This is a genomic window from Bacillus sp. NEAU-CP5 (genome assembly GCF_026420705.1).
In the GTDB taxonomy this organism is placed as follows: Bacteria; Bacillota; Bacilli; order Bacillales; family Bacillaceae; genus Bacillus; species Bacillus velezensis.
On the sequence record NZ_JAPMOV010000003.1, the window covers coordinates 215372 to 235823 of the forward strand.

Sequence of the window (20452 nt, forward strand, 5' to 3'; positions counted from 1 at the left end):
TTATGTCACGAGATGATTGCGGTGGGCATATACGGCTGCCTGCGTGCGGTCACTGATATCAAGCTTTGACAATATATTCGTAATGTGGGTTTTCACCGTTTTAATCGTAATGAACAGCTCTTCACCAATCTCTTTATTCGTCTTGCCTTCCGCGACGAGACAGAGGATTTCCAGTTCTCTTTTTGTCAGCGTTTCATGCGGAAGCTGATTCTCTGAATGGCGCAGCCTTGACAGCACTTTTCCCGCCACCTTCGATTCAAGCTTCGGTTCGCCCTTGGCAGCCGCTCTGATGGCTTCGGCTATTTCTGCCGCCTTGGACGTTTTCAGCAAATAGCTGAGCGCTCCCGCTTCGATCACCGGATACACTTTGTCGTCATCAATGAAGCTCGTCAGCACGATGATTTTCGGATCATTGAGTGTCGCGCAGATCTGTTTTGTCGCTTCGATGCCGTCCATGCCGTCCATGACAAGGTCCATTAAAATCACATCCGGCAAAAGCTCTGCGGCCAGATCGACGCCCTGCTGCCCGTCTGATGCTTCACCGGCGACTTCAATGTCCGGCTGTGCTTCTAAAAATGCGGCCAGACCCATCCTGACCATTTCATGATCATCAATCAGTAACACTCGAATCACTGTCGTTCTCTCCTTTTGTTTTCTGATAAATCGGGACTTTCACGTCGATCTGCGTGCCTTTTCCCTTTACGGAGATAATTTCCGCTATGCCGCCGATTTCACTCGCTCTTTCCTTGATTGAATGCAGGCCGTATGAGGATGCTTTCACTTGATCCATCGTAAAACCCGCCCCATTATCAATGACTTTAAGCTGCAGCTTTTGATGTTTCGCGCCGAGCCTGACGGTGACCTTGGTCGCCTTTGAATGTCTGAAAACGTTGGAAAGCGCCTCCTGCACGATGCGGAACAGATGGTCTTCAACGCCTTTTGACACACCCGTATCGCTGATGTCCCACTCAATATCCAGCGGCTGCTTCGCTTTGAACTCTTTTAACAGCTCAATCAGCCCTTCTTTTAAGCCTTTTCCTTCTAAAGTGACGGGCCGCAAATGCAATAGCAGCGCTCTCATCTCGTTTTGCGCTTCCCCCGCCATATGTTCAACCATGCGAATCCGTTTGACGATTTTGTCATCCGCATCTTTCACCTGCTCTAAGACGGCGGATGTCATCATAGATATGGCAAAGAGCTGCTGACTGACGGCATCGTGCAGATCGCGCGCCAGCCGCTGGCGTTCTTCAGTGATGACCGATTTTTTCATTTGATCCTGCCATTCCGCCCGTTCGTTGGAGAGCTTTTGCAGCGATGTGACCTGGAGCTCGACCCGCTTGGCCATTTCGTTGAGCTGATCTGCCGCCAGACCGATTTCATCATCGCCGAGCGGCGGCACCCGATAAGCAAAATTGCCGTTTTCAAATTTCAAAACCGCTTCAATCAGTGTATCCATCCTTGTTTTCAGGCGGCCGCCGTATACATAACCGGAAATCAATCCCGCCGAAAGAGACGCCAGAAGCAGGATGACCACAAACGGAATACCGAACCAGCCGGAAGAAAACAACAGCATCGGGTCAAGCCCGTAATACAGCAGCATCAGCGTAATAAACACCGCGCAAAGGAGCAGACTGAGTCCCGCGGTCATTCGCATGGCGCGCCACTGAATATTGGCGAGTAATTTTTTCCTCATAAATACTTCACATCCACATCGCCGATGAATAACGAAATTGAAATTTTAATCCGCCGCGGCGAGTCGCCGTACTCAGACGATACTTTATACAGATTCGGGCTCATGCCGCTTTTCTTAGAGCCGAGCAGGTTCATATCGCCAATAAAAGCCGATGAACTGACGGACACCTCGATATCCGGCGGGACGTACACATCGACATTGCCGATGACACCGCTGATGGTCATCGTGCTTTCTCCTTCGGGAATCATCGCTTTTGACAAATCAATTTTCACATCGCCGATGAATCCGGAAACATTTAAATCATTCAGCTCAAATGGGTCCTTCATCATCCGGAGCTCGCCGATAAAAAAGCTGCGGAGGTCCGGCTGTCTGCTTTCCGTCTGGGCGGAAGGCTTTGGCTGCTCTTCTTTTTCAAGATTGATTTTCTTCTCTTTATGTTCATACACGCGCTTTCCTTTCAGGAGCCTGTAGCCCGCGTAGATGAGAAAGGCGGCGAAGGCATAGCCGAACAGGTTAAAGGTGGCGCTGAACAGGTTCCTCAAAAATAAAAAAGCGGCGAAGATATACAGGACGGAGCCGAGCCAGCCGCGGGAATATTTATTAAAAATATAGCCTGTGATCAGAAAAAAGAGCGGCCAAAACAAGAAGTCGCCGATGCCGATAATACGCAAAAACATGCTGACGCCTAATAAGGCGATGATAAGTCCGAGAATCTGTTTTTTTGCCATCAGCTGCTTGCCCCTCCTTTCCTTGACTATTGCAGTGCAATATTGCCGCTCGTCACTTTTATATCAATCGGCCTGGCGCCGCTGCCTTTCATGCCGGTAAATGCCCCGCCTTCCTTACTCGTTTTCTCAAAGGAATAAGACGGCCGGATTCTTCCGCTTGCCGTCTCGGCGTTCACCGTAAAACTTCCGTCTTTCGGCAGGCTGATCGCTGCGCTGCCGCTCGCAAGCCTGACGGATACGGGAGCATCCGCCGTCTCAAGCGAGGCGTCGACACTGCCGGAAGCGACCCGCACGTCAAGGGCGCCCGCCACATGTTGAAGCCCGACATGTCCCGAGGATAAGCGGACAGCCCCCGTTTTTGCCGCAAGGCCTGCTGCTGTGAGATTGCCCGACAGCCCCTTCGCTTCAAACACATCCGTCTTCACGTGCTTCAGCGACATATTCCCGCTTACAGAACGGACGCTGAGGTGCGCAAGAGACAGCCCCTTGTTTCCGTCAACGGCAATGCTGCCGTTTGACGTATGGACGGTGATGTCCCGATGATAATCATACGGAATACGGACAATCAGCAGAGGGCGCTGAAAGAGATTCAGAAATTGGAACCCTTTCTCCTTCGCTTTGAGATTGAGAGTCTTTCCCCTGCTTTGGACAAACATTTTCCCCGCCGGTCCCGTCATGTTTGCCGCGATATCATTCCGCGCTTCCGCGATGATTTTCACATCCGTCTGTTCCGATGAAACCGACAGGCTGTTGACGGCACGCGGCGGTATGCTTGCCGATTCTGCTTCTGTTTCGTACAGCGGAAAAAAACGCCCGGCAAACACTTCTTTCACCAAAAACAGACAGCAGATCAGAACGGACGCCGCCATCAGTCCTTTGGCAATCTTACGCTTCATTACGTTCCATCCTTTTTCATTCATTTTATTATAAAGGAAAAGCCGGAGAATTGATACGTGCGTATAGGGAAGAGGCGTAAAAGCGCCGATCTTCCCTTGTGCACATTATTCATGAGCCGCTTTTTGATGCTCTGTTTTCTCCAGAGAAAGCGAGCGCATTTTTTCAATCTCGGCTTCCACCTCGTCTGAATATTGGGAGCGGCTGTATTCTGTGTTCGCCTCAGCTGAAGTGCCGTATTTGACGCGGACTTCCATTTCTTCAATGCGGCTTTCCATTCGAAGGAACTCTCTATAGGCGCTTTCACTGTCAATTTTGTCGAAAGAAGCGTTCATATGTTCCTTCGCTTTTGCCGCGTTGGCGCGGGCGATGAGCGCCTGTTTTTTATCCTTTACGTCGCGGAGGCGCGTTTCTAAAGTTTCCAGCTGCTCTTTCAGCTCTACCAGCTGTGTTTTCGCCTGTTCATACGCTTTTTCATGTTCGGCCGCTTTTCCCTCAAGGTATTTCATTTCAGTCAGCGCCTTTTTCGCAAGCTCCTCTTCCCCGGCGTCAAAAGCAAGCTGAGCCTGATTTTTCCGTTTTGCCGCCGTTTCGGAGGCGTCTTCCTGTTTTTTCTTAAACTGATGGACGATCGTGTGCTGTTTGACAATTGTTTGTTTCGCCTTAGCGATGTCACTTTCCATATCACGCACATATTGATTCAGCATGACTTTCGGATTTTCTAATTTATCAAGCCCTTCGTTAACAGATGCGACGAACATATTTCTTATTCTTTTTAAGACCATTTTGTCTCCCTCCTTATTTTTTCTTCAGAAATTCTTCCCACTCAGAGTCAAATCCGGATTGATAGCCCGGTGATGCCGCTTCCGGTTCATACTGGCGGGAAGCGGTGTCTGAGCCGCCCTGCTTCATCATCTTCCACCCGAAATACACCATGGCGCCGGCCAGTCCGATGGCAACGATAAATGGAAGAGAACCGACGAGAATCATAGCTCCGATGAAGCCCGCGATGATACCCGATACCGCCCGGCCTTTTGAAAAACGTTTGATTCCCCAGTAAAGCATCAGGCCTCCGATCGCCAGCGGGATGATAAATGCGAAATGGCCTCCTCCGAAAAAGACAGAAAGTCCGAACACAATCAGCAGAAAGCCGCCTGCCGTTTTTACATTTATATTCATGCAGATCCTCCTTTCGTTTTCCTTGTCTTTACTATAAACAAATCCCGCGGCCGGCAAAACGAGTCAGAGATTGATTTTCATATCAGACCGGAGTCGTATAACCCCCCGGACCTTCGCATAAAAAAAACGCCGCTGCACCGGACGGCGCAGGGCGTTTCACGAAAAATCTATATTCTGATGCTCGCTTCTTTTTCCCTGATGAGATCTGAGCGTTCAGCTTTGGCCAGCTTCGTAAAGATCAATATTCCGAGACCGGACAGGACTTCAACGAGACCGCCGGCGGCAATGACTTTTCCGGGACCGAAGGCGTTAGCCGCGTATCCGCAAAGAACCGCGCCGAGCGGAATGGATATGTTTGAGATCATGTGGATGACGGCATAGACTTGCGGCTGGTCATCATGGTCCACAGACGTCTGAATAATCGTATATTCCGGCACATTAATCGCGCTGACGGCAGATCCGAACGCAAACGCGGCGAGGAAGACGAGCGGCAGAAAAGTGTTGAGGCCGGTGATGAAAAATGCCGCCCCTTCTATGATTCCCGCTGACACAAACAGGAGACCGTATTTGTTCACCTTCACCTTAGCCAAAATAAAACCCATTAAAAAGGCTCCGCCCGTGCCTGTCGCTTTCAAAAGCGAGTAGATGATCGGCGGCATGTTTAAATCTTCGGCGACATAAACGGCAGAGAGCGCCTCCCACGGAGCGGCCGCAAAATTCATGAAGATACAATAGATGGCGAGCGGGTATAAAATCTGGTGTTTCCTGACAAGAACGAACCCCCGTTTGAGCCTTCCGAAATACGTCCCGCGCTGTCTGACGGCGACGGTATCCTGTTTGGCATGCTGGACTTGGTATGACATAAAGAGTACGAGAAAACCTGATAGAAGATAGAATATAAGAGCGATAAACAAAGAATAAGCGGGACTGATAAATGTTAAGAACACCCCGCTCAGCGTAATGGCGGCAAGCCTGACGATCTGCCCTGATGACTGGATGACCGCATTCGCTTTCTGCAGGCTGTTTTCTCCGACAATATTGGGGATTAATGAGATAGATGCAGGATTATAAGCGGCTCCCGTGGCTGAATGCAAAATCATGAGAAGCATGACAAACCATAAAGGAGAAAAACCGTTAAAGTAACAGACCGGAATGATCAACACGACCGCCGCGCGCGTGAGATCGGAGAAATACATCCAGAATTTCAGCGTATGCTGCTTCATAAAAGGCCCGGTAATCGGCGCCAGCATCGCCTCCGGAAGGAACGTGACCGCAATGAGCAGGGACGTGCCGATCGCGCCTTCCCCGTCAAAAATCAAAAACCACAGAATGGAATTAAAGGCAAAACCGTCGCCCGACAATTTAACAAGCCTCGAGATAAACAGAAGGGTGAAATTTTTATTCCAGATGCTCTCGCTCTTATTATATGTATCCATCTATCAAATCCCCCATTATTTTACAATGTTTCTTATAATATCTCATTTTTTAATTTTTCAGTCAATAATGCATAAGATACATTTTCCTTCTGTCAATAAAGGTTCAATTGATGGATATCTCTATAAAAAAACAGCCGGCTTGCTGCTGCCGGCTGAACAAAACGTTATTCATCATCACGGAATACCGCGGCGCTTCTTTCATACTCTATATCCTGAACGCCCTGTCTTGCGTTAACTGCTCTTGCCGCCGCGAAAAAATAATCAGACAGGCGGTTCAAGTAACGCATCACTGTATCGTTTATCTCTTCTGTTTTGCCCAGTTTCACGACGAGACGCTCAGCCCGTCTTGTGACGGTCCGCGCGATATGAAGCTGAGCAGCCGCCTTATGCCCGCCCGGAAGAATAAATTTCTCAAGCGGGGGCGCTTCAGCCGTGTAACGGTCTATGCAGTCTTCCAATGCGGAAATAGATGTCTCTCTTAATATATAGCTTCTATGTTCAGTGACCGTCGCCAAGTCGCCGCCGCAGTCAAACAGCTCATGCTGAATGTTTCGGAGTTCGGCTTTCACATCACCGCAATTCTCACAATCATCAAGCTCCGCAAGCGCAAGCCCGATAAAGCTGTTCAGCTCATCGATCGTCCCGTAGCTTTCAACCCGCAGACTGTCTTTATCCGTTCTGCCGCCGATCAGGCTTGTCTGTCCTTTATCGCCGGTTTTTGTATACAGCTTCATCGTTGTATTCCTCCTTCTTCCGCCGCTTTTACACATGCCGCGGTTCCTCTTCTGACGGCTCTTTCCGCCTGAGGGACGTCCATCGCCTCTCCTGTCTGCAAGGCACAAATGACAATGTCGCCTTTTGCCTGTCTGCCGGAAAGAGCCTGCATTCTCGCTTCAGCCGCTGCCGTTAACAGCCGTACAAATCCCTGTTCCGATAAACGTCCGCTGATCAGCACCCAAACGGTATGCTGCGCAGTCACGGCAATTGTGACCGAATCAAACGTACGGCAGATCAAACCAGCGGCCGCTGAGCCGGAAAGCCGGCGGCTCCACGAAAAGCCCGGGCCGTCAGATGCGGTTGACAACATTCTGAAAGGCCGTTCTGTATGAAGCGTTACGGTATTTCCGCTTTTGTTTATCAGAGAGGCGAACGGAACGCTGACGGGCTCTCTTTCCTCCCGCGCTTCCGGCATGAAAGCGATCAGCGGTTTCGGCGACGATTGCTGGGCAACAGCGCTGACACTGATGCTATAAATGTCTTCAATCGTCTCTTTTTTCAAAGCCTGATCCGGCGTCTGCTTCGGAAAAGCGCGCCCGTCTTTCATCATCAGAAGCTGATCACAATATTGGCCTGCGGCGTTTAGGTCGTGAAAAATACTGATGACCGTCAGGCCTCTTTCTCTCGTCAGCCGCTTCACCGTATCAAGCAGGTCTTTCTGATATTTGAGATCAAGAAAGGTCGTCGGCTCATCCAGACACAGCACCTCAGGCTGCTGAGCCAGCGCCTGCGCCAGATAGACGCGCTGCCGCTCCCCTCCGCTCAGATTGCGGACGGATTGCTGCGCATATCGGTCGATGCCCGTCATTTCCATCGCTTCCCGGACAATGTCTTCGTCATGTTGATCCATCTGTCTGAAGAGTCCTTTTTGATACGGGTATCTGCCGAAGGACACCGTTTCCTTAACGGAAAATGTAAAGGCTTGCTCCGTATGCTGCGGCAAAACGGCCATGATTTTCGCAAGCTCCCGCGGCTTGTATCCGCCGACGGGCCTGCCTGCTACGAGCGCCTCGCCTTTTGACGGAGAGAGCATTCCCGTCAGCAATTTCATCAGCGTTGTTTTTCCCGAGCCGTTCGGACCGAGTATGCCGACAAATTCACCTTTTCCGGCGGTAAAGCTGACATCTTCCACAATCATCCGGCCTCCGTACCCGCCGGACAGGCTGCTCACCCTGATCATAAGCGTTTCCCTCCATGATGCTGGCGAAGCAGAATCAAGGCAAATACAGGCGCTCCCGCCAAAGCCGTCATAATGCCGATCGGCAATTCGACAGGCTCAATGACGGTGCGGGAAAACAAATCCGCCAAAATGAGAAACCCGGCGCCCGTCAATGCTGACAGCGGCAGTAAATGGCGATGATCCGTTCCCCATAAAAGCCGTGTCACGTGGGGAATGACAAGGCCGACAAATCCGATCGTCCCCGAGACGGCAACCGCTCCTCCCGTCAGCAGAGATCCGGCGGCGATCATCAGCAGTTTTCTTTTTCCCGTACTGACGCCTAACAGCCTTGCCTTTTCTTCTCCATAAGTCATAATGTTTAATTCTCTGCCATTGATAAGCAGAAGCGCCGTCCCGGCCAGAAAAAAAGGCAGAAACAGCGCGACATAGCCCCAGCCCCTCATGGACACGCTTCCTAACAGCCAGCGGACAATCGGGAGCAGATCATTTCCCGTTAAAGCGATCACAAGCGAAATGAGAGCCCCGAGAAAAGAATTCATGATGATGCCTGTCAAAATGAGCGTCGAAACCGACATCGACGCATGAACGAGGCGGCTGAAAAACAGAACCGCCGCCATGACCGCAATGGCTGCGGCGATGCTGACAACCGGTAGTGTGAACCGGCCGATGACGGGAATCTGAATGCCGAAAAACAAGGTGATAACGGCTCCCGCCGAGGCTCCCGAAGATACCCCGAGTGTATAAGGGTCGGCGAGCGGATTTTTCAGAAGTCCCTGAAACGCCGCCCCCGCAATAGATAACGCGGCTCCGACAAGGGCAGCCAGAACGACTCTCGGCAGGCGGATATTCATCATAATATTTACATTCATAGGATCAACAGAGGATGTCCGGCCGATCCCGATCCAAAAAACGTCGGATAAAGGAATATGCAGACTGCCGATTGAAATGCCGAGTGCCGTACAAACGGCTAAAAACAGCAGGCTGACCGTGTAGGCCAGCGGGCGGTTACTTTTTAAACGTTTCAGGATAAACGCTTTCCGCAAGCTTCTCGACCCCTTTGACAAGGCGCGGGCCTGAGCGTGTGACAAGGTCAGGATCAACAGAATAGACATTGTGGTGTTTGACCGCATTGACGGCACCCCAGCCGGCGCGTTTTTCCACTTCAGCGGCCTTTACGCCGTCTGTCGTAATGATGACGTCCGGATTCATTTTGACAATCGCTTCATCCGTCAATTGCACCCAGCCGGTCTGGCTGCCGGCGGCGTTTTTCGCGTGTATATCTTCAAGCATTTCGTTCATAAACGTGCCTTTCCCCGTCGTGTAGCCGTCAGGAGACACTTCGACGAATACTTTCTTTTCGTCTTTTTCAGAAATGGCCGCCGCTTTCTTTTCTATGCCGGAAAGGTCGGATTTCATCGATTTGATCAGCTGATCCGCCTGCTTTTCTTTGCCGGCCGCTTTCCCGATCATGCTGATAGATTTGTACACGTCTTGGAACGATTGCGCATCATTGACCGTTAAGACGGTGATGCCCGCATCTTTCAGCTGCTTCATCGCATCGGCGGAAGCGGACATAGAGGACGCGTGGGCAAGCACGAGATCCGGCTTCAGCGCGATGACTTTTTCAGCGTTCACATTCATATCTCCGACTTTCGGTTTTTTTACCGCTTCTTTCGGATATGTATCATTTGTCGTGACGCCTGCGACCTTATCTCCCAGTCCGAGCGCGTATGTAATTTCCGTATTGCTCGGCATGAGGGAAACGATTTTTTCCGGTGCCTGCTTTATGGTTACTTTTTCGTTCGCGGCATCCTTAATGGTTACCGGGAATGCTTCGGTTGAGACGGCTTTTTGTTTGGCCGCGCTTCCTTCTTCCTGTGCGCCGGAACAGCCGGCGATCACAAAGGCGGTGACCAAAAGCGCCGCCCAGACGGCAGTGATCTTCTTCATTCTTTTAACTCCCCCTGATTATGGTAAACGATTGTCTCTTTGACATTCGTATCCTTTTTTCGCAGTAATTATACTATAAGTCTTTAAGGCTTGTATATCCGGCCTTTTTGCATGAAAGCAAATTGTTCGTACACACTAAAATTCATCATGTATACTGTTACACAATGGTGTAAAAAGGAGGATTATCATGGAATTACAGCTTGAACGAAAGCTCGTTTTGATTACAGGATCAACCTCAGGCATCGGAAAAGCCGCGGCAAAAAGCTTTTTAGCCGAAGGCGCCGAGGTGATTATAAACGGAAGAAAAAAAGAAACTGTGGAACGGACGGTTGAGGAGCTTTCCGCTTACGGAACGGTCCACGGCATCGCTGCGGATTTATCGCGTCAGGATGAGGCGGATGACTTGATAAAGCGCGCAGGTGTAATCGGGGAAGTCGATATTCTCGTCAATAATCTCGGTTTTTTTGAAGTAAAAGACTTCGCTGAGGTGTCTGATGACGAATGGACTCGGTATTTTGAAGTGAATGTTATGAGCGCCGTGCGCCTGTGCCGGCGTTTTCTGCCGCAAATGCTTGAAAGAAACAGCGGACGGATTTTGAACATCTCCAGTGAAGCCGGTGTCAAACCGCTTGCGCAAATGATTCCGTATTCAATGACGAAAACGGCGTTAATCAGCTTGTCCCGGGGAATGGCGGAAATGACGAAAGGCACAAATGTCACGGTCAACTCCGTGCTGCCGGGACCGACATGGACCGAAGGCGTCGCTTCTTACATGGAAGGAGCCGCAAAGGCTGCCGGAGAAGACACGGACAGCTTCGTCCGGGATTATTTTAAAGTGAATGAACCGACATCTTTGATTCAGCGCTATGCAACCCCGGAAGAAGTCGCCAATACGATTGTATTTCTCGCTTCATCAGCTGCTTCTGCCATTAACGGCACCGCACAGCGGGTTGAAGGCGGCATCATCCGCTCCATTTAACACAAAAAAGCCCGGCACAATGGGAACTTCCCCATATGCCAGGGCTTTTTTTTACATCATGCCTGCAAACGGAACCGGCTCCCAGCCGCCCGTCTCAAGCTCTGCTGAAAACAGGCCGCCCGCATGCGGCTGCTCAAGTCTTTCGGCTTCCGTCAATTTTTCCGTCGCGGTCGTAATGTATAACGTGTTCAATTCTCTGCCTCCGAACGCGCAACAGGTGACGTATTTCGCCGGAACTTCGATAGATGCAATTTCCTTATGCAAGAACGGGTCAATCCGGACGGCGCGGCCGCCTCCGAACAGAGCCACCCACAGCATTCCGTCACGGTCAATGGTCATTCCGTCGGGAGATCCTTGCGACTCCGGAAAGCGGTAGACCGTTTTCGGATCTGATACGGCTCCGGTTTCAGGATCGTATGCATAACAGACGATTTCCTGCGTCGGAGTATCAATATAGTACATCAGGTTTCGGTCCCGATCCCAATCCAAACCGTTCGAGGTAGAGACCTGGTCTTTTATTTTGGCAAGGCTGCCGTCCGTATTCAGACGGTACAGCGAAGCCTCCTCTTCTTTGCCTTCCATGCTCGTCGTTCCCGCCCATAATCTGCCGGACGGGTCGCATTTTGCGTCATTGAAACGGATATCTTCCCGCATGTCTTTCGGCTGCTTCATCTTCGTCAATGTGTCTTCCCGCAGATTGTACAGGTAAAACCCGTCTTTCATCGTCATCACCAGCTCTTCCTTTGAATACAAGGCCAGAGCCGTGACAAATGATTTGAATTTAACGGAACGGTTGATTCCGTCAGCCGGAGTGAAGATATGGAGCTGGCTGCCCAGTATATCCACCCAGTACAGGCATTCCTTATCCTTGTCCCATAAAGGGCCTTCTCCGATAACTGCTCTCGTATCTGCTCGTAATGCTGCTTCCATGTGTGAACACCTCTTTTGCTTGTCAGTCTTCTATTGTTATTCCCGACAAAGCGGCGTCCAAACTCAATCTTTTTTAAAAAGAATCGTAATCACCGTTCCGGCGCTGATTCTGCTGTTGACATGGATGGTTCCGTTATGAAGGTGAACCAGCTCTTTGGCAATGGCGAGCCCGAGTCCAGTTCCTTCTGACGGCCCCTTCGTATTCGTTCCCCGGTAATAACGGTTAAACAGCTGGTGAATCGTTTCATCGTCCATTCCTCTTCCGTTATCTTTCACCTTCAGAATGAGCTGTTCGGCTGATTCCTCAAGCACGACCCGAATGGCGGTCCCTTTCTTATTATGCTTAACCGCGTTTGCCAGCAGATTCTCCAGAATACGGCGGAACCACGCTTCATCAATGGCGAAAAGAATGTCTTCCTTTTTGGTTTCAAAGGCGATGTCATAGCCTTCCGAGAACGTGTTTTTCGTAAAATCGTTCGTGACGTTTCTGATAAACGGCACGACGTTGATCAGCCGCCGTTCGATCGGGAGGGCCGCGTTTTTGAGGCGGTATGTTAAGTTTAAGTCCTCAATCAGCTTCGACATATATTCTGATTTTTCCCGGACGATCTGCCCCATTTCTTTGACTTCTTCCGGTGTCCAGTCGTATTGCTTCGATTCAAGCATCATGCTGTAGCCGTAAATCGTGCTCAGCGGGGTTTTTAAGTCATGGCTCAGCCCGGCGATCCATTCTTCCCTTGTCGCCTGGATTTTTTCTCTGTTTTTCTTATCCCGCTTCAGCGTGTCGGTCAGCTGATCCATCGATTCGAAAATCTCGGCGAAAAAGCGGAACGGCTGTTTTGTTTTGCCTTTTTTGTTTTTGCTGACCGGCTGTCCTTTGCGGTTCTTCGGCTCTTCAAGCCGGCCCTTTGATAAATTGACAAGCCATTTGATGGTATGAAACAGCGGCCAGCCGAAACGGAAAGAGTACCAAATGGTCAGGATGCAGATCATAAATACCAGGATTCCAATCAAGAGGAAGAGGGTTTTCATCACATTTCTCAAAAATGATTTGTTAAACTCGTGATCGGGGATGTACACGGGGTTCGGCACCGACGCGACCATCCATTTCGTTTTATCGAGTCTTTTAAAAGAAATTTCCCGTTTGTAATTCCACGGCTTGGAACTGTATTTCAGCAATTCAAGCTCATTGACGGTGTTCCGTTCTTTTTTCGTGCTGTTGATATCCCCGAGCAGTCTGCCGCTGTCTTCGAGAAGGTAGACCGCCCCTTTTTCCCGTTTAATATAATCAACCGTGCTTTTTTTATATTGAGAAAGGGAAGCGAGGGATGGCTCCTGTGATTCGATGTAAGTGAGAAGCTGCTCACTGGCGGATTTCCAGCCGAACAGAATCAAATAGGTCTCATCATTTATCGTGACCGTCCAGTAATTCAGCTTGTAGTTGTCAAAATTCCGGTACTGGTAAATGGATAAGAGGTCTTTTCTGCTGTAATGGCTCGGGACGTCTTTCGGCACTCTGTACGCGTAGTCCGTTTTTTCTTTGTCATTAATGATCTGCAGCCAGCCCTTCTGCTTTCTGACCGACATCTTTAAAAATTCATCGACATCCCATGTGCCGTCTTCGTTTTTATCAAGCCACGCTTCAAACGAGTCTGCCGTCGCTTTGGTCAGTCCCGCATTGGCTTCCGCTTCGCTGAAACGCCAATCCAAATAGAAGAAAGAAGCGACGGCCAAAACGGACATCAGCAGGATGACAAGCAGAAGCTGTCCGAAAAAGTGGAGCAGAAATTTTCCGCGCATTCTCATGAGCGGGTTCCTTTTTCTCCTTGATCGGGAATAAACCGATAACCGAGGCCGCGCACCGTTACAATATAGGACGGATTGCTGGGGTCTTTTTCAATCTTTTCTCTGAGCTTGCGGATGTGAACCATGACGGTGTTGTTGTCGCCGTAAGACGGATATCCCCACACTTTTTCATAGATCTGATCTTTAGAGAGCACCACATCAGGGTGTTCACAGAAATATTGAAGCAATTGCAGAAGCTGTGCGGAGCAGCTGACGGGCTCGCCCCCGACGATCAGCTCGGCGTTTTGCGGCGAATAGGAAAAATGGCTGTATGAATACGTCTTTACCGCCGTTTTCTCTTCGCGCTTATAGGTTCTCTTTAACGTCGCTCTGATCCGCGCCGCCAATTCGAGCGGATTAAACGGCTTTGTTATATAATCGTCAGCTCCCAATGCAAATCCTGACAGCTTATCCGCATCAGAAGAACGGGCAGTCAGAAAAAAGATCGGAGCGTCGGTATAGTTCCGGATTTCGGTGCATGCTTCAAAACCGGACATGCCTTCCATCATCACATCCAGCACGAGCAGATCCGCGGATTCATGTTTAACAAACTCAATCGCTTCCTCAGCGCTTCCGGCTGTCTTAATGTTGTGATAGCCTTCTTTGACGAGAACGCGTTTGACCATATCAACGATCGCCTTCTCATCGTCTACAATTAAAATTGACGCATTTTCCACCTTGGACGTTCCTTTCTCTTTGTTTTTTTCATCATATCATTATATGGATAAGATTTGGTACTTTTTTAGTGCGGAGGTCTTGCGGGGAAACAGAAAAGAAAAACGAGACCGGACATCTCTTCTCGTTTTTCTCACGGTGTCAGAGCGGAATATCCATCATTCCGCCGCTTTTGTCAGGAGCTTTCATTTATAAGATGAAGTATAAATTCCCAAAAACCCGGCACTTCCTGGCATAACAGCATGTCCGCTTTTTCAACTATTTTAATCTTCAATTCTTGTTCAAGGTCTTCTCTTTCCTGGTATGATGTATTGCTCAGTTTTTTTTTTATCATTGGCGAAAAACGCGAAATCAAAAGTTCCATTTCGTCGGTATCTGTGTTCTCTTTGTTGAAGTCAAATGGCCCGTTCACTGCTTATTTTCCCCCTTTTTTTGCTTGTCCAGCTGCTTTCTGAGATTGTCGAGCCCTTTTTTATGAATATTGGAAATGTTCTGCCGTGATTCACCCAGCGACTCGGCAATCTCTTTCATCGTCGCTCCGTGAAGATAAATATTCGTCAGCACGCTTTTTTGTTTATCGGTTAACGTCTGAAGCGCTTCATATAAATCACGGTTTTGGACATGCTGGCTCAAATCTCCCTGCTTCCGCAGAAACTCTTCATACGCGTCTTTTCCCATTTCATAGGGAAGCGCTTCACCTCCCTCCGGCTGATCCACCGTCAGCGGATAGCGATTCTGATTTTTACGGATGCGCTTGTCAAAATCGATGGAGAAAATCCGGATCATAGAGTTCATATATTTGATGATCCGGATTTCCTTATAAAACTGTTTAAAATGGTCGTCCAATGATTTTGCATCCTTCTCGTCTGAATGTTCCAGCACATTTTTAAATTTCTCGTAATGCTTTGGGTCACTTAAAAAATGTTTAACGATCGGATGTTTCATAATTTCCTTGCATTTTGACCGTAAAAGAACTTGATAGTCCATAAAACCGCCCCCTATTTAAATTAAATGAAAGAAAGCAAAAAAAAGTAAACTACTCCTTTCCGACTAAGATTCCGCATTCCTTATGTCCCGGATTTGCCGGAACAAAAAAAGACCCTCAACCGGGATATCAGGTTTACAGGAGCCGCTCTTTCTTTCACTTATATACATGACTGCAGGTCAAGTCAGGAGGTGGCTGGTGATGGATCAGGTTTTTATAGAAGAAGCGGTCAGACAGATCGGCAATCTCGGCTTTCCGGCTCTGATTGCCATGTATCTTCTCACACGGTTTGAGAAGAAGTTTGACGCCCTGATCGAACTGATGACGGAACTGAAAGAGCAGAAAATGAAAAATTAATTTTCACACGAAGTTGACTTTTCATCGGAACGCATCACTTAACAAAGCAGAAGGGAAAACGAAAGGCCTTTCACATTCTCTTTCTGAAAAAACAAAGCTTGAGAGGAGACGATTTACATGTCAAAAGAAAACAACTGCAATATCCCGCAGCCGATCAGAGGAGACAAAGGGGCGACCGTCACGATTCCGCGCAATCTTGAAAGAGACCGCCAAAATCCGGATATGCTGACGCCGCCGGAAACGGATCACGGCACAGTGGATAATATGAAATTCTCTTTCTCAGATGTGCATAATCGGCTGGAAAAGGGCGGGTACGCGCGTGAGGTGACCGTTCGCGAGCTGCCGATTTCTGAAAATCTGGCATCTGTCAACATGCGTTTAAAACCGGGCGCCATCCGTGAGCTGCACTGGCATAAAGAAGCGGAATGGGCATATATGCTGACGGGCAAAGCGCGGGTCACGATCGTTGATGAACAGGGACGCAGTTTTATCGATGACGTGAAGGAAGGAGATCTGTGGTACTTCCCGTCAGGCCTGCCGCACTCCATTCAGGCGCTGAAAGAAGGCTGTGAATTCCTCTTGGTTTTTGATGACGGTTCCTTCTCAGAAAACAGCACATTCCAAGTGACTGACTGGCTTGCCCACACGCCGCTTGATGTCATCGCCAATAACTTCGGGGTTTCAGAAAAAGACCTCGCCGGCCTGCCCGGGAAAGAAAAATATATCTTTGAAGAGCCGGTTCCCGGGAAGCTGAAAGATGACATTGTGGAAGGCCCGAACGGCGAAGTGCCTTACCCGTTCACTTACCGCCTGCTGGATGAAGGTCCGACTGCTGAGACGGACGGCGGCAAAGTATATATCGCGGATTCCACAAACTTCAAAGTGTCCAAAACGATCGCTTCAGCGCTTGTCGTGGTCGAACCGGGCGCAATGAGAGAGCTGCACTGGCATCCGAATACGCATGAATGGCAGTATTATATTTCCGGTAAAGGGCGGATGACGGTTTTTGCATCGGACGGCCATGCAAGAACATTTAACTATCAGGCCGGGGATGTCGGTTACGTCCCGTTCGCAATGGGCCACTATGTGGAGAATTTGGGGGATGAGCCGCTCGTCTTCCTGGAAATCTTCAAGGATGACCACTATGCCGATGTGTCCCTGAACCAATGGCTTGCCATGCTTCCTGAGAAATTCGTCCAGCAGCATCTGGATCTGGGCAAAGACTTTACGGATATTCTTTCGAAAGAGAAACACCCTGTCGTCAAAAAGAAATGCTGAAGATACACACCCGACTTGCAGAGTTCCGTCTCTGCAAGTCTCCTCTGTGTGAAAAGGAGCTGAACAGATGATCAATCAAAACGGGACGAAAATGTTTTTTCTTCAGGTGCTCCGGTATGCCCTGGCAGCCGCTGCTGTATTATTCGGGTATTTCATCGTGATGATGGCCGTATTTTCATTAGCCGGGACGAGCTACGGATCGATGGCGTACGTTCTGCTTTTTTCCGTGCTTTTTATTCTTCTCGGTTTATGTTTTGAACCGCTTGAGCGGCTGATGATACATAGCTTTACCTTTTTTGGGACGGGCAGGCTGCCTTTTCTCCTTTTAGCCGGCACCGTTCAGCTGCTGTTCCTCTGGATGACTGCGTATACGACGGATAAACTGATTGAAAAGATTTGGCTGTCAACGACGGAGGAGCTGATTGTGGCGGGGGTTTTTTTCGTTTTGGATAAATGCGTCTCCGGACAAAAGCAGCCCCGGGCGCACTAAAAAACGCAGGCCGGAATGGCTCTGCGTTTTTTTTTCATCTTACCGTTGCGTTTTCATGCCGGATTAAATCGTAGGTTAAGCAGACCGGTTTGTTCGTGCGCGGATCTTTTACAATCTGTGCGTCAATTTGAAACACGTCTTCCAATATGCCGGGAGTCATGACTTCCTCCGCCGTTCCTTCCTTGATGACGCGCCCTTTTTTCAGGGCGATCATGTAATGGGAAAAACGGGCGGCATGGTTCAGATCGTGAATGACCATTAAAATGGTGCGGCCCTGCTCCTTGTTTAATTTGTCCAGCAGCTGCAAAATTTCAAGCTGATGGGCGAGATCTAAATAAGTGGTCGGTTCATCAAGAAGCAGCAGCTCCGTTTCTTGAGCGAGCGCCATGGCGATCCACACACGCTGCCGCTGCCCCCCGGAAAGCGCTTCGATCGGCCGGTCATAAAATTCGGCCATCCCCATCTCTTCAAGCGCCCATTTGATCATGTCACGGTCTTTATCACTCAAGCGGCCCATTCCGGACTGATGCGGAAACCTGCCGTAAGAAACAAGTTCGTACACCGTCAGCCCGCTCGGCGCTTCAGGCGTCTGCGGAAGAATTGCCATTTCCTTGGCGATGTCCTTCGTGGATTTTTGCATGATCGCCTGTCCGTTTAAATAGACGGCGCCGGATTTCGGTTTCATGATTCTTGACATCGTTTTGAGAACCGTCGATTTTCCGCAGCCGTTCGGACCGATCAGCGTTGTAATTTTTCCTTTCGGGATGGCGATATCCAATTCTTTCGCTATCAAACGGTCGCCATAACCGACAGTAAGCTGTTCCGCCGATAATGAGTTCATCGCGGCAGTCTCCTTCCTCTATTTCGTTTTCATCAGCAAATATACAAAATACGGCGCTCCGAGCACGGAAATCACCAGGCCGACGGGAACTTCGGACGGTGCAAGCACATTTCTCGCCAGCGTATCGGCAAGCAGAAATAAAAATGCTCCGATCAAAGCTGAAACCGGGATAAGCGTCTGGTGGCGCGGCCCGGTAAGCCTTCTGGCCAAATGCGGCGCAATGAGTCCGAGAAAAGCGATTCCGCCGGCTGCCGCAACACATGACGCGGTCAGGGCAACGGCGGACATCAGCAGAACGCGCCGCTCCTTTTCAACCCTGGTGCCAAGCCCCGCCGCCAGCTGATCACCGAGCTGGAGCACATTTAAATACCTGGCTTTATAGAGGCTGAACGGTAAAAGGACCAGCAGCCACGGCAAAATGGACAGCACCATTTTCCAATTGGCGTTCCAAATCGAACCGGAAATCCATACAAGCGCCTGCATGAAATCCCGCGGGTCCATTTTCAGCTGAAAAATCAAGAGAAGCGCATTAAACCCCGCATTGACGCCGATCCCGACCAAAACGAGCCGGACAGGTGAAACGCCTTTTTTCCAAGCCAGCACATAGATGAGCAGCGCAGCCAGAAAAGCCCCCGCCAAAGCGCTCACCGGAAGCAGCCATGTACTGGCCATGCTTAGATCAACAGCTGACCCTTGGAAAAAGAAGATAAACAGAACGACCGCCAAAGACGCCCCGGCGTTAATACCGAGAATGCCCGGCTCCGCCAAGTCATTTTGAGACACGCTTTGAAAAATCGCGCCTGAAACCGCGATTCCTGCGCCGACAAGCAATGACAGCACCATGCGCGGCAGTCTGAATTCAAATAAAACGAGCTGATCCCGGGCATCCCCCTGTCCGAAAAAGACACGCATCGTATCAAGTGGCGCAATCCGGATCACACCCATGTTTAAGCTGATAAAAAAGACGATGCATATGAGCACAAACGTAACGGCCATGACCGCCAGCGGTTTTTTCGATTTTACATTCATTACAGCCCTCTCCTTTCCCTGCGCGCCAAATAAAAGAAAAAGGGAACGCCGATAAGGGCGGTTAAAGCGCCGACCGGTGTTTCAAACGGCGCATTGACGAGTCTTGCGGCAATATCACTGAAAACTAACAGAACGGCGCCGAATACCGCCGAACAGGGAATGATCCACCTGTAATCTACCCCGACTAAAAACCGGGTGATATGCGGAATCACCAAGCCGATAAAAGAAATGGCTCCGGCGACTGAGACTGAAGCCCCCGTCAAGAGGACAACGACAAACATTCCGATTACTTTCACAAGCGATGTGTACTGCCCGAGCCCTTTGGCCAGTTCCTCACCCAAGCTCAGCACCGTCACTGAGCGCGCAATCAGAAATGCCAGCAATAGTCCGATAACCCCGACCGCCAAAAGCAGCTGCACGCCTTCCCATTTGACGGAAGCGACTCCTCCGGCATACCAGAACTTCACATCCTGGGCGACATCAAAACGGATCGCAATCGCGCTTGAAAGCCCCGTTAAGAAATAGCCGACTGCCGTACCGGCCAGCGCGAGCTTCACCGGTGTCAGACCGCCTTTTGAAGACAGGCCGATGCCAAACACAATAAGCGCTCCGATTCCCGCTCCCGTAAAGGACCACAAAACAAGTCCCGCCGCAGACAGACCCGGAAAAAAAGCAAATGCCAATGCGATCGCAAATCCTGACCCCGACGTCACGCCCATAATGGAAGGCTCAGCAAGCGGGTTCCGCGTCAGCCCCTGCATAATCGCTCCGGACACAGCTAAAAAAGCCCCGACGAGCGCGGCGGCGGCGGTTCTCGGCAGCCTCAGATCGCGTATGATTTGATGAGATGTATTTTGCGGCTGAAAGTGAAAGAGAGCATCCCACACCGTCCGCAGATGAATATCGGCAGCTCCGATGGAAACAGACAGAGCGGCGCCGATCAATAAAACCGCAATACCGGCACACAGCAGCACAGCAGCCCGGAATGAACGCGCCGTCCACTGGATTTCACTCCCTGATGCCCCTTGAGCCGTCATTGTCTGTTTCTTTTTCAATAGACCCAACACTCGTTCTTCCTTTCTCAAAACAAGAATGGTAATGATAATGATTATCAATGACTTGTTTCAGTATAGCACTTTTATCTTCTCATTTAATAGACCTAATTTCATATAAAAAAGAAAGTTTTTCTTTAAAAAGAGCGTGCTT

The 20452-nt window shown here is 49.8% G+C and carries 23 protein-coding genes; 4 read left to right on the forward strand and 19 right to left on the reverse strand.

The features are described from left to right. The 11 genes from OTK50_RS11130 to OTK50_RS11180 all read right to left on the reverse strand — a co-directional run bounded on the left by OTK50_RS11130 (position 1) and on the right by OTK50_RS11180 (position 9837). Entirely contained in the window at positions 1–633 is a 633-nt protein-coding gene (locus tag OTK50_RS11130; RefSeq protein WP_038464270.1) for a response regulator transcription factor, read from the reverse strand. Beyond that, positions 611–1693 (reverse strand): two-component system sensor histidine kinase LiaS, encoded by a 1083-nt coding sequence (gene liaS, locus OTK50_RS11135; RefSeq protein WP_003151796.1) that lies wholly within the window; start codon positions 1691–1693, stop codon positions 611–613. Before liaS ends, OTK50_RS11130 begins: the two co-directional genes overlap by 23 nt. Next, positions 1690–2421, reverse strand: coding sequence for a cell wall-active antibiotics response protein LiaF (liaF, locus tag OTK50_RS11140; RefSeq protein ID WP_003151794.1), 732 nt, complete (start codon positions 2419–2421; stop codon positions 1690–1692). Before liaF ends, liaS begins: the two co-directional genes overlap by 4 nt. Before the next feature lie 26 nt (positions 2422–2447). Next, positions 2448–3317 (reverse strand): DUF4097 domain-containing protein, encoded by an 870-nt coding sequence (locus OTK50_RS11145; protein ID WP_239033910.1) that lies wholly within the window; start codon positions 3315–3317, stop codon positions 2448–2450. Positions 3318–3422: 105 nt separating this feature from the next. After that, entirely contained in the window at positions 3423–4100 is a 678-nt protein-coding gene (gene liaH / locus OTK50_RS11150) for a stress responsive protein LiaH (RefSeq protein WP_167860409.1), read from the reverse strand. A 13-nt stretch (positions 4101–4113) separates the two neighbouring features. After that, entirely contained in the window at positions 4114–4494 is a 381-nt protein-coding gene (locus OTK50_RS11155) for a protein liaI (protein ID WP_015387734.1), read from the reverse strand. A 167-nt stretch (positions 4495–4661) separates the two neighbouring features. Beyond that, a complete protein-coding gene (locus tag OTK50_RS11160) occupies positions 4662–5930 on the reverse strand; it encodes an MFS transporter (protein WP_070082346.1) in 1269 nt (422 codons plus the stop codon). Positions 5931–6094: 164 nt separating this feature from the next. Next, positions 6095–6664: a cob(I)yrinic acid a,c-diamide adenosyltransferase gene (locus OTK50_RS11165; protein WP_088461645.1), complete on the reverse strand. Its 570-nt coding sequence runs from the start codon at positions 6662–6664 to the stop codon at positions 6095–6097. After that, a complete protein-coding gene (locus tag OTK50_RS11170; RefSeq protein WP_239033909.1) occupies positions 6661–7887 on the reverse strand; it encodes an ATP-binding cassette domain-containing protein in 1227 nt (408 codons plus the stop codon). Before OTK50_RS11170 ends, OTK50_RS11165 begins: the two co-directional genes overlap by 4 nt. Next, positions 7884–8930, reverse strand: coding sequence for a FecCD family ABC transporter permease (locus OTK50_RS11175; RefSeq protein WP_130571480.1), 1047 nt, complete (start codon positions 8928–8930; stop codon positions 7884–7886). The genes OTK50_RS11170 and OTK50_RS11175 overlap by 4 nt, the downstream gene beginning before the upstream one ends. Then, positions 8893–9837, reverse strand: a complete 945-nt coding sequence (locus OTK50_RS11180) for an ABC transporter substrate-binding protein (protein ID WP_042635475.1) — start codon at positions 9835–9837, stop codon at positions 8893–8895. The genes OTK50_RS11175 and OTK50_RS11180 overlap by 38 nt, the downstream gene beginning before the upstream one ends. A 187-nt stretch (positions 9838–10024) precedes the next feature. Between OTK50_RS11180 and OTK50_RS11185 the strand changes: the two genes are divergently transcribed. Beyond that, entirely contained in the window at positions 10025–10816 is a 792-nt protein-coding gene (locus tag OTK50_RS11185; RefSeq protein WP_007410049.1) for an SDR family NAD(P)-dependent oxidoreductase, read from the forward strand. Positions 10817–10867: 51 nt separating this feature from the next. Here the strand turns inward: OTK50_RS11185 and OTK50_RS11190 are convergent, their stop codons facing one another. From OTK50_RS11190 to OTK50_RS11210, 5 genes are all read right to left on the reverse strand, one after another. Continuing rightward, entirely contained in the window at positions 10868–11746 is an 879-nt protein-coding gene (locus OTK50_RS11190; protein ID WP_070082350.1) for an SMP-30/gluconolactonase/LRE family protein, read from the reverse strand. 63 nt (positions 11747–11809) lie between these two features. Further along, positions 11810–13552, reverse strand: coding sequence for a sensor histidine kinase (locus tag OTK50_RS11195; protein WP_070082351.1), 1743 nt, complete (start codon positions 13550–13552; stop codon positions 11810–11812). Next, positions 13549–14268: a response regulator transcription factor gene (locus OTK50_RS11200; RefSeq protein ID WP_070082352.1), complete on the reverse strand. Its 720-nt coding sequence runs from the start codon at positions 14266–14268 to the stop codon at positions 13549–13551. Before OTK50_RS11200 ends, OTK50_RS11195 begins: the two co-directional genes overlap by 4 nt. A 173-nt stretch (positions 14269–14441) precedes the next feature. After that, entirely contained in the window at positions 14442–14678 is a 237-nt protein-coding gene (gene rsoA / locus OTK50_RS11205) for a sigma-O factor regulator RsoA (protein WP_003151778.1), read from the reverse strand. Next, positions 14675–15211 (reverse strand): sigma-70 family RNA polymerase sigma factor, encoded by a 537-nt coding sequence (locus tag OTK50_RS11210; RefSeq protein ID WP_088005512.1) that lies wholly within the window; start codon positions 15209–15211, stop codon positions 14675–14677. The genes rsoA and OTK50_RS11210 overlap by 4 nt, the downstream gene beginning before the upstream one ends. A 241-nt stretch (positions 15212–15452) precedes the next feature. Between OTK50_RS11210 and OTK50_RS11215 the strand changes: the two genes are divergently transcribed. The 3 genes from OTK50_RS11215 to OTK50_RS11225 all read left to right on the forward strand — a co-directional run bounded on the left by OTK50_RS11215 (position 15453) and on the right by OTK50_RS11225 (position 17376). Continuing rightward, the gene (locus OTK50_RS11215) at positions 15453–15608 is read left to right on the forward strand and encodes a YvrJ family protein (protein ID WP_003151774.1); all 156 of its coding nucleotides are present in this window, start codon (positions 15453–15455) and stop codon (positions 15606–15608) included. A 117-nt stretch (positions 15609–15725) separates the two neighbouring features. After that, entirely contained in the window at positions 15726–16886 is a 1161-nt protein-coding gene (locus OTK50_RS11220) for an oxalate decarboxylase family bicupin (protein ID WP_007410043.1), read from the forward strand. A 67-nt stretch (positions 16887–16953) separates the two neighbouring features. Continuing rightward, entirely contained in the window at positions 16954–17376 is a 423-nt protein-coding gene (locus tag OTK50_RS11225) for a regulatory YrvL family protein (protein WP_003151772.1), read from the forward strand. A gap of 34 nt (positions 17377–17410) precedes the next feature. Here OTK50_RS11225 and OTK50_RS11230 read toward each other — a convergent pair whose 3' ends face one another. From OTK50_RS11230 to OTK50_RS11240, 3 genes are read right to left on the reverse strand one after another with little or no spacing between them, the layout of a single operon-like run. Continuing rightward, entirely contained in the window at positions 17411–18217 is an 807-nt protein-coding gene (locus tag OTK50_RS11230; RefSeq protein ID WP_266121878.1) for an ABC transporter ATP-binding protein, read from the reverse strand. An 18-nt stretch (positions 18218–18235) separates the two neighbouring features. Next, positions 18236–19246: a FecCD family ABC transporter permease gene (locus OTK50_RS11235; RefSeq protein WP_025853867.1), complete on the reverse strand. Its 1011-nt coding sequence runs from the start codon at positions 19244–19246 to the stop codon at positions 18236–18238. Next, positions 19246–20283, reverse strand: a complete 1038-nt coding sequence (locus OTK50_RS11240) for a FecCD family ABC transporter permease (RefSeq protein ID WP_252206815.1) — start codon at positions 20281–20283, stop codon at positions 19246–19248. The genes OTK50_RS11235 and OTK50_RS11240 overlap by 1 nt, the downstream gene beginning before the upstream one ends. Positions 20284–20452 lie beyond the last annotated feature (169 nt).

Excerpts from the sequence above, each read along its gene's own strand:
- liaS (WP_003151796.1), bottom strand. The coding sequence starts at position 1,693 with ATGAGGAAAAAATTACTCGCCAATATTCAGTGGCGCGCCATGCGAATG.
- liaF (WP_003151794.1), bottom strand. The coding sequence starts at position 2,421 with ATGGCAAAAAAACAGATTCTCGGACTTATCATCGCCTTATTAGGCGTC.
- OTK50_RS11145 (WP_239033910.1), bottom strand. The coding sequence starts at position 3,317 with ATGAAGCGTAAGATTGCCAAAGGACTGATGGCGGCGTCCGTTCTGATC.
- liaH (WP_167860409.1), bottom strand. The coding sequence starts at position 4,100 with ATGGTCTTAAAAAGAATAAGAAATATGTTCGTCGCATCTGTTAACGAA.
- OTK50_RS11155 (WP_015387734.1), bottom strand. The coding sequence starts at position 4,494 with ATGAATATAAATGTAAAAACGGCAGGCGGCTTTCTGCTGATTGTGTTC.
- OTK50_RS11160 (WP_070082346.1), bottom strand. The coding sequence starts at position 5,930 with ATGGATACATATAATAAGAGCGAGAGCATCTGGAATAAAAATTTCACC.
- OTK50_RS11165 (WP_088461645.1), bottom strand. The coding sequence starts at position 6,664 with ATGAAGCTGTATACAAAAACCGGCGATAAAGGACAGACAAGCCTGATC.
- OTK50_RS11170 (WP_239033909.1), bottom strand. The coding sequence starts at position 7,887 with ATGATCAGGGTGAGCAGCCTGTCCGGCGGGTACGGAGGCCGGATGATT.
- OTK50_RS11180 (WP_042635475.1), bottom strand. The coding sequence starts at position 9,837 with ATGAAGAAGATCACTGCCGTCTGGGCGGCGCTTTTGGTCACCGCCTTT.
- OTK50_RS11185 (WP_007410049.1), top strand. The coding sequence starts at position 10,025 with ATGGAATTACAGCTTGAACGAAAGCTCGTTTTGATTACAGGATCAACC.
- OTK50_RS11190 (WP_070082350.1), bottom strand. The coding sequence starts at position 11,746 with ATGGAAGCAGCATTACGAGCAGATACGAGAGCAGTTATCGGAGAAGGC.
- OTK50_RS11195 (WP_070082351.1), bottom strand. The coding sequence starts at position 13,552 with ATGAGAATGCGCGGAAAATTTCTGCTCCACTTTTTCGGACAGCTTCTG.
- OTK50_RS11210 (WP_088005512.1), bottom strand. The coding sequence starts at position 15,211 with ATGAAACATCCGATCGTTAAACATTTTTTAAGTGACCCAAAGCATTAC.
- OTK50_RS11215 (WP_003151774.1), top strand. The coding sequence starts at position 15,453 with ATGGATCAGGTTTTTATAGAAGAAGCGGTCAGACAGATCGGCAATCTC.
- OTK50_RS11220 (WP_007410043.1), top strand. The coding sequence starts at position 15,726 with ATGTCAAAAGAAAACAACTGCAATATCCCGCAGCCGATCAGAGGAGAC.
- OTK50_RS11225 (WP_003151772.1), top strand. The coding sequence starts at position 16,954 with ATGATCAATCAAAACGGGACGAAAATGTTTTTTCTTCAGGTGCTCCGG.
- OTK50_RS11230 (WP_266121878.1), bottom strand. The coding sequence starts at position 18,217 with ATGAACTCATTATCGGCGGAACAGCTTACTGTCGGTTATGGCGACCGT.
- OTK50_RS11235 (WP_025853867.1), bottom strand. The coding sequence starts at position 19,246 with ATGAATGTAAAATCGAAAAAACCGCTGGCGGTCATGGCCGTTACGTTT.
- OTK50_RS11240 (WP_252206815.1), bottom strand. The coding sequence starts at position 20,283 with ATGACGGCTCAAGGGGCATCAGGGAGTGAAATCCAGTGGACGGCGCGT.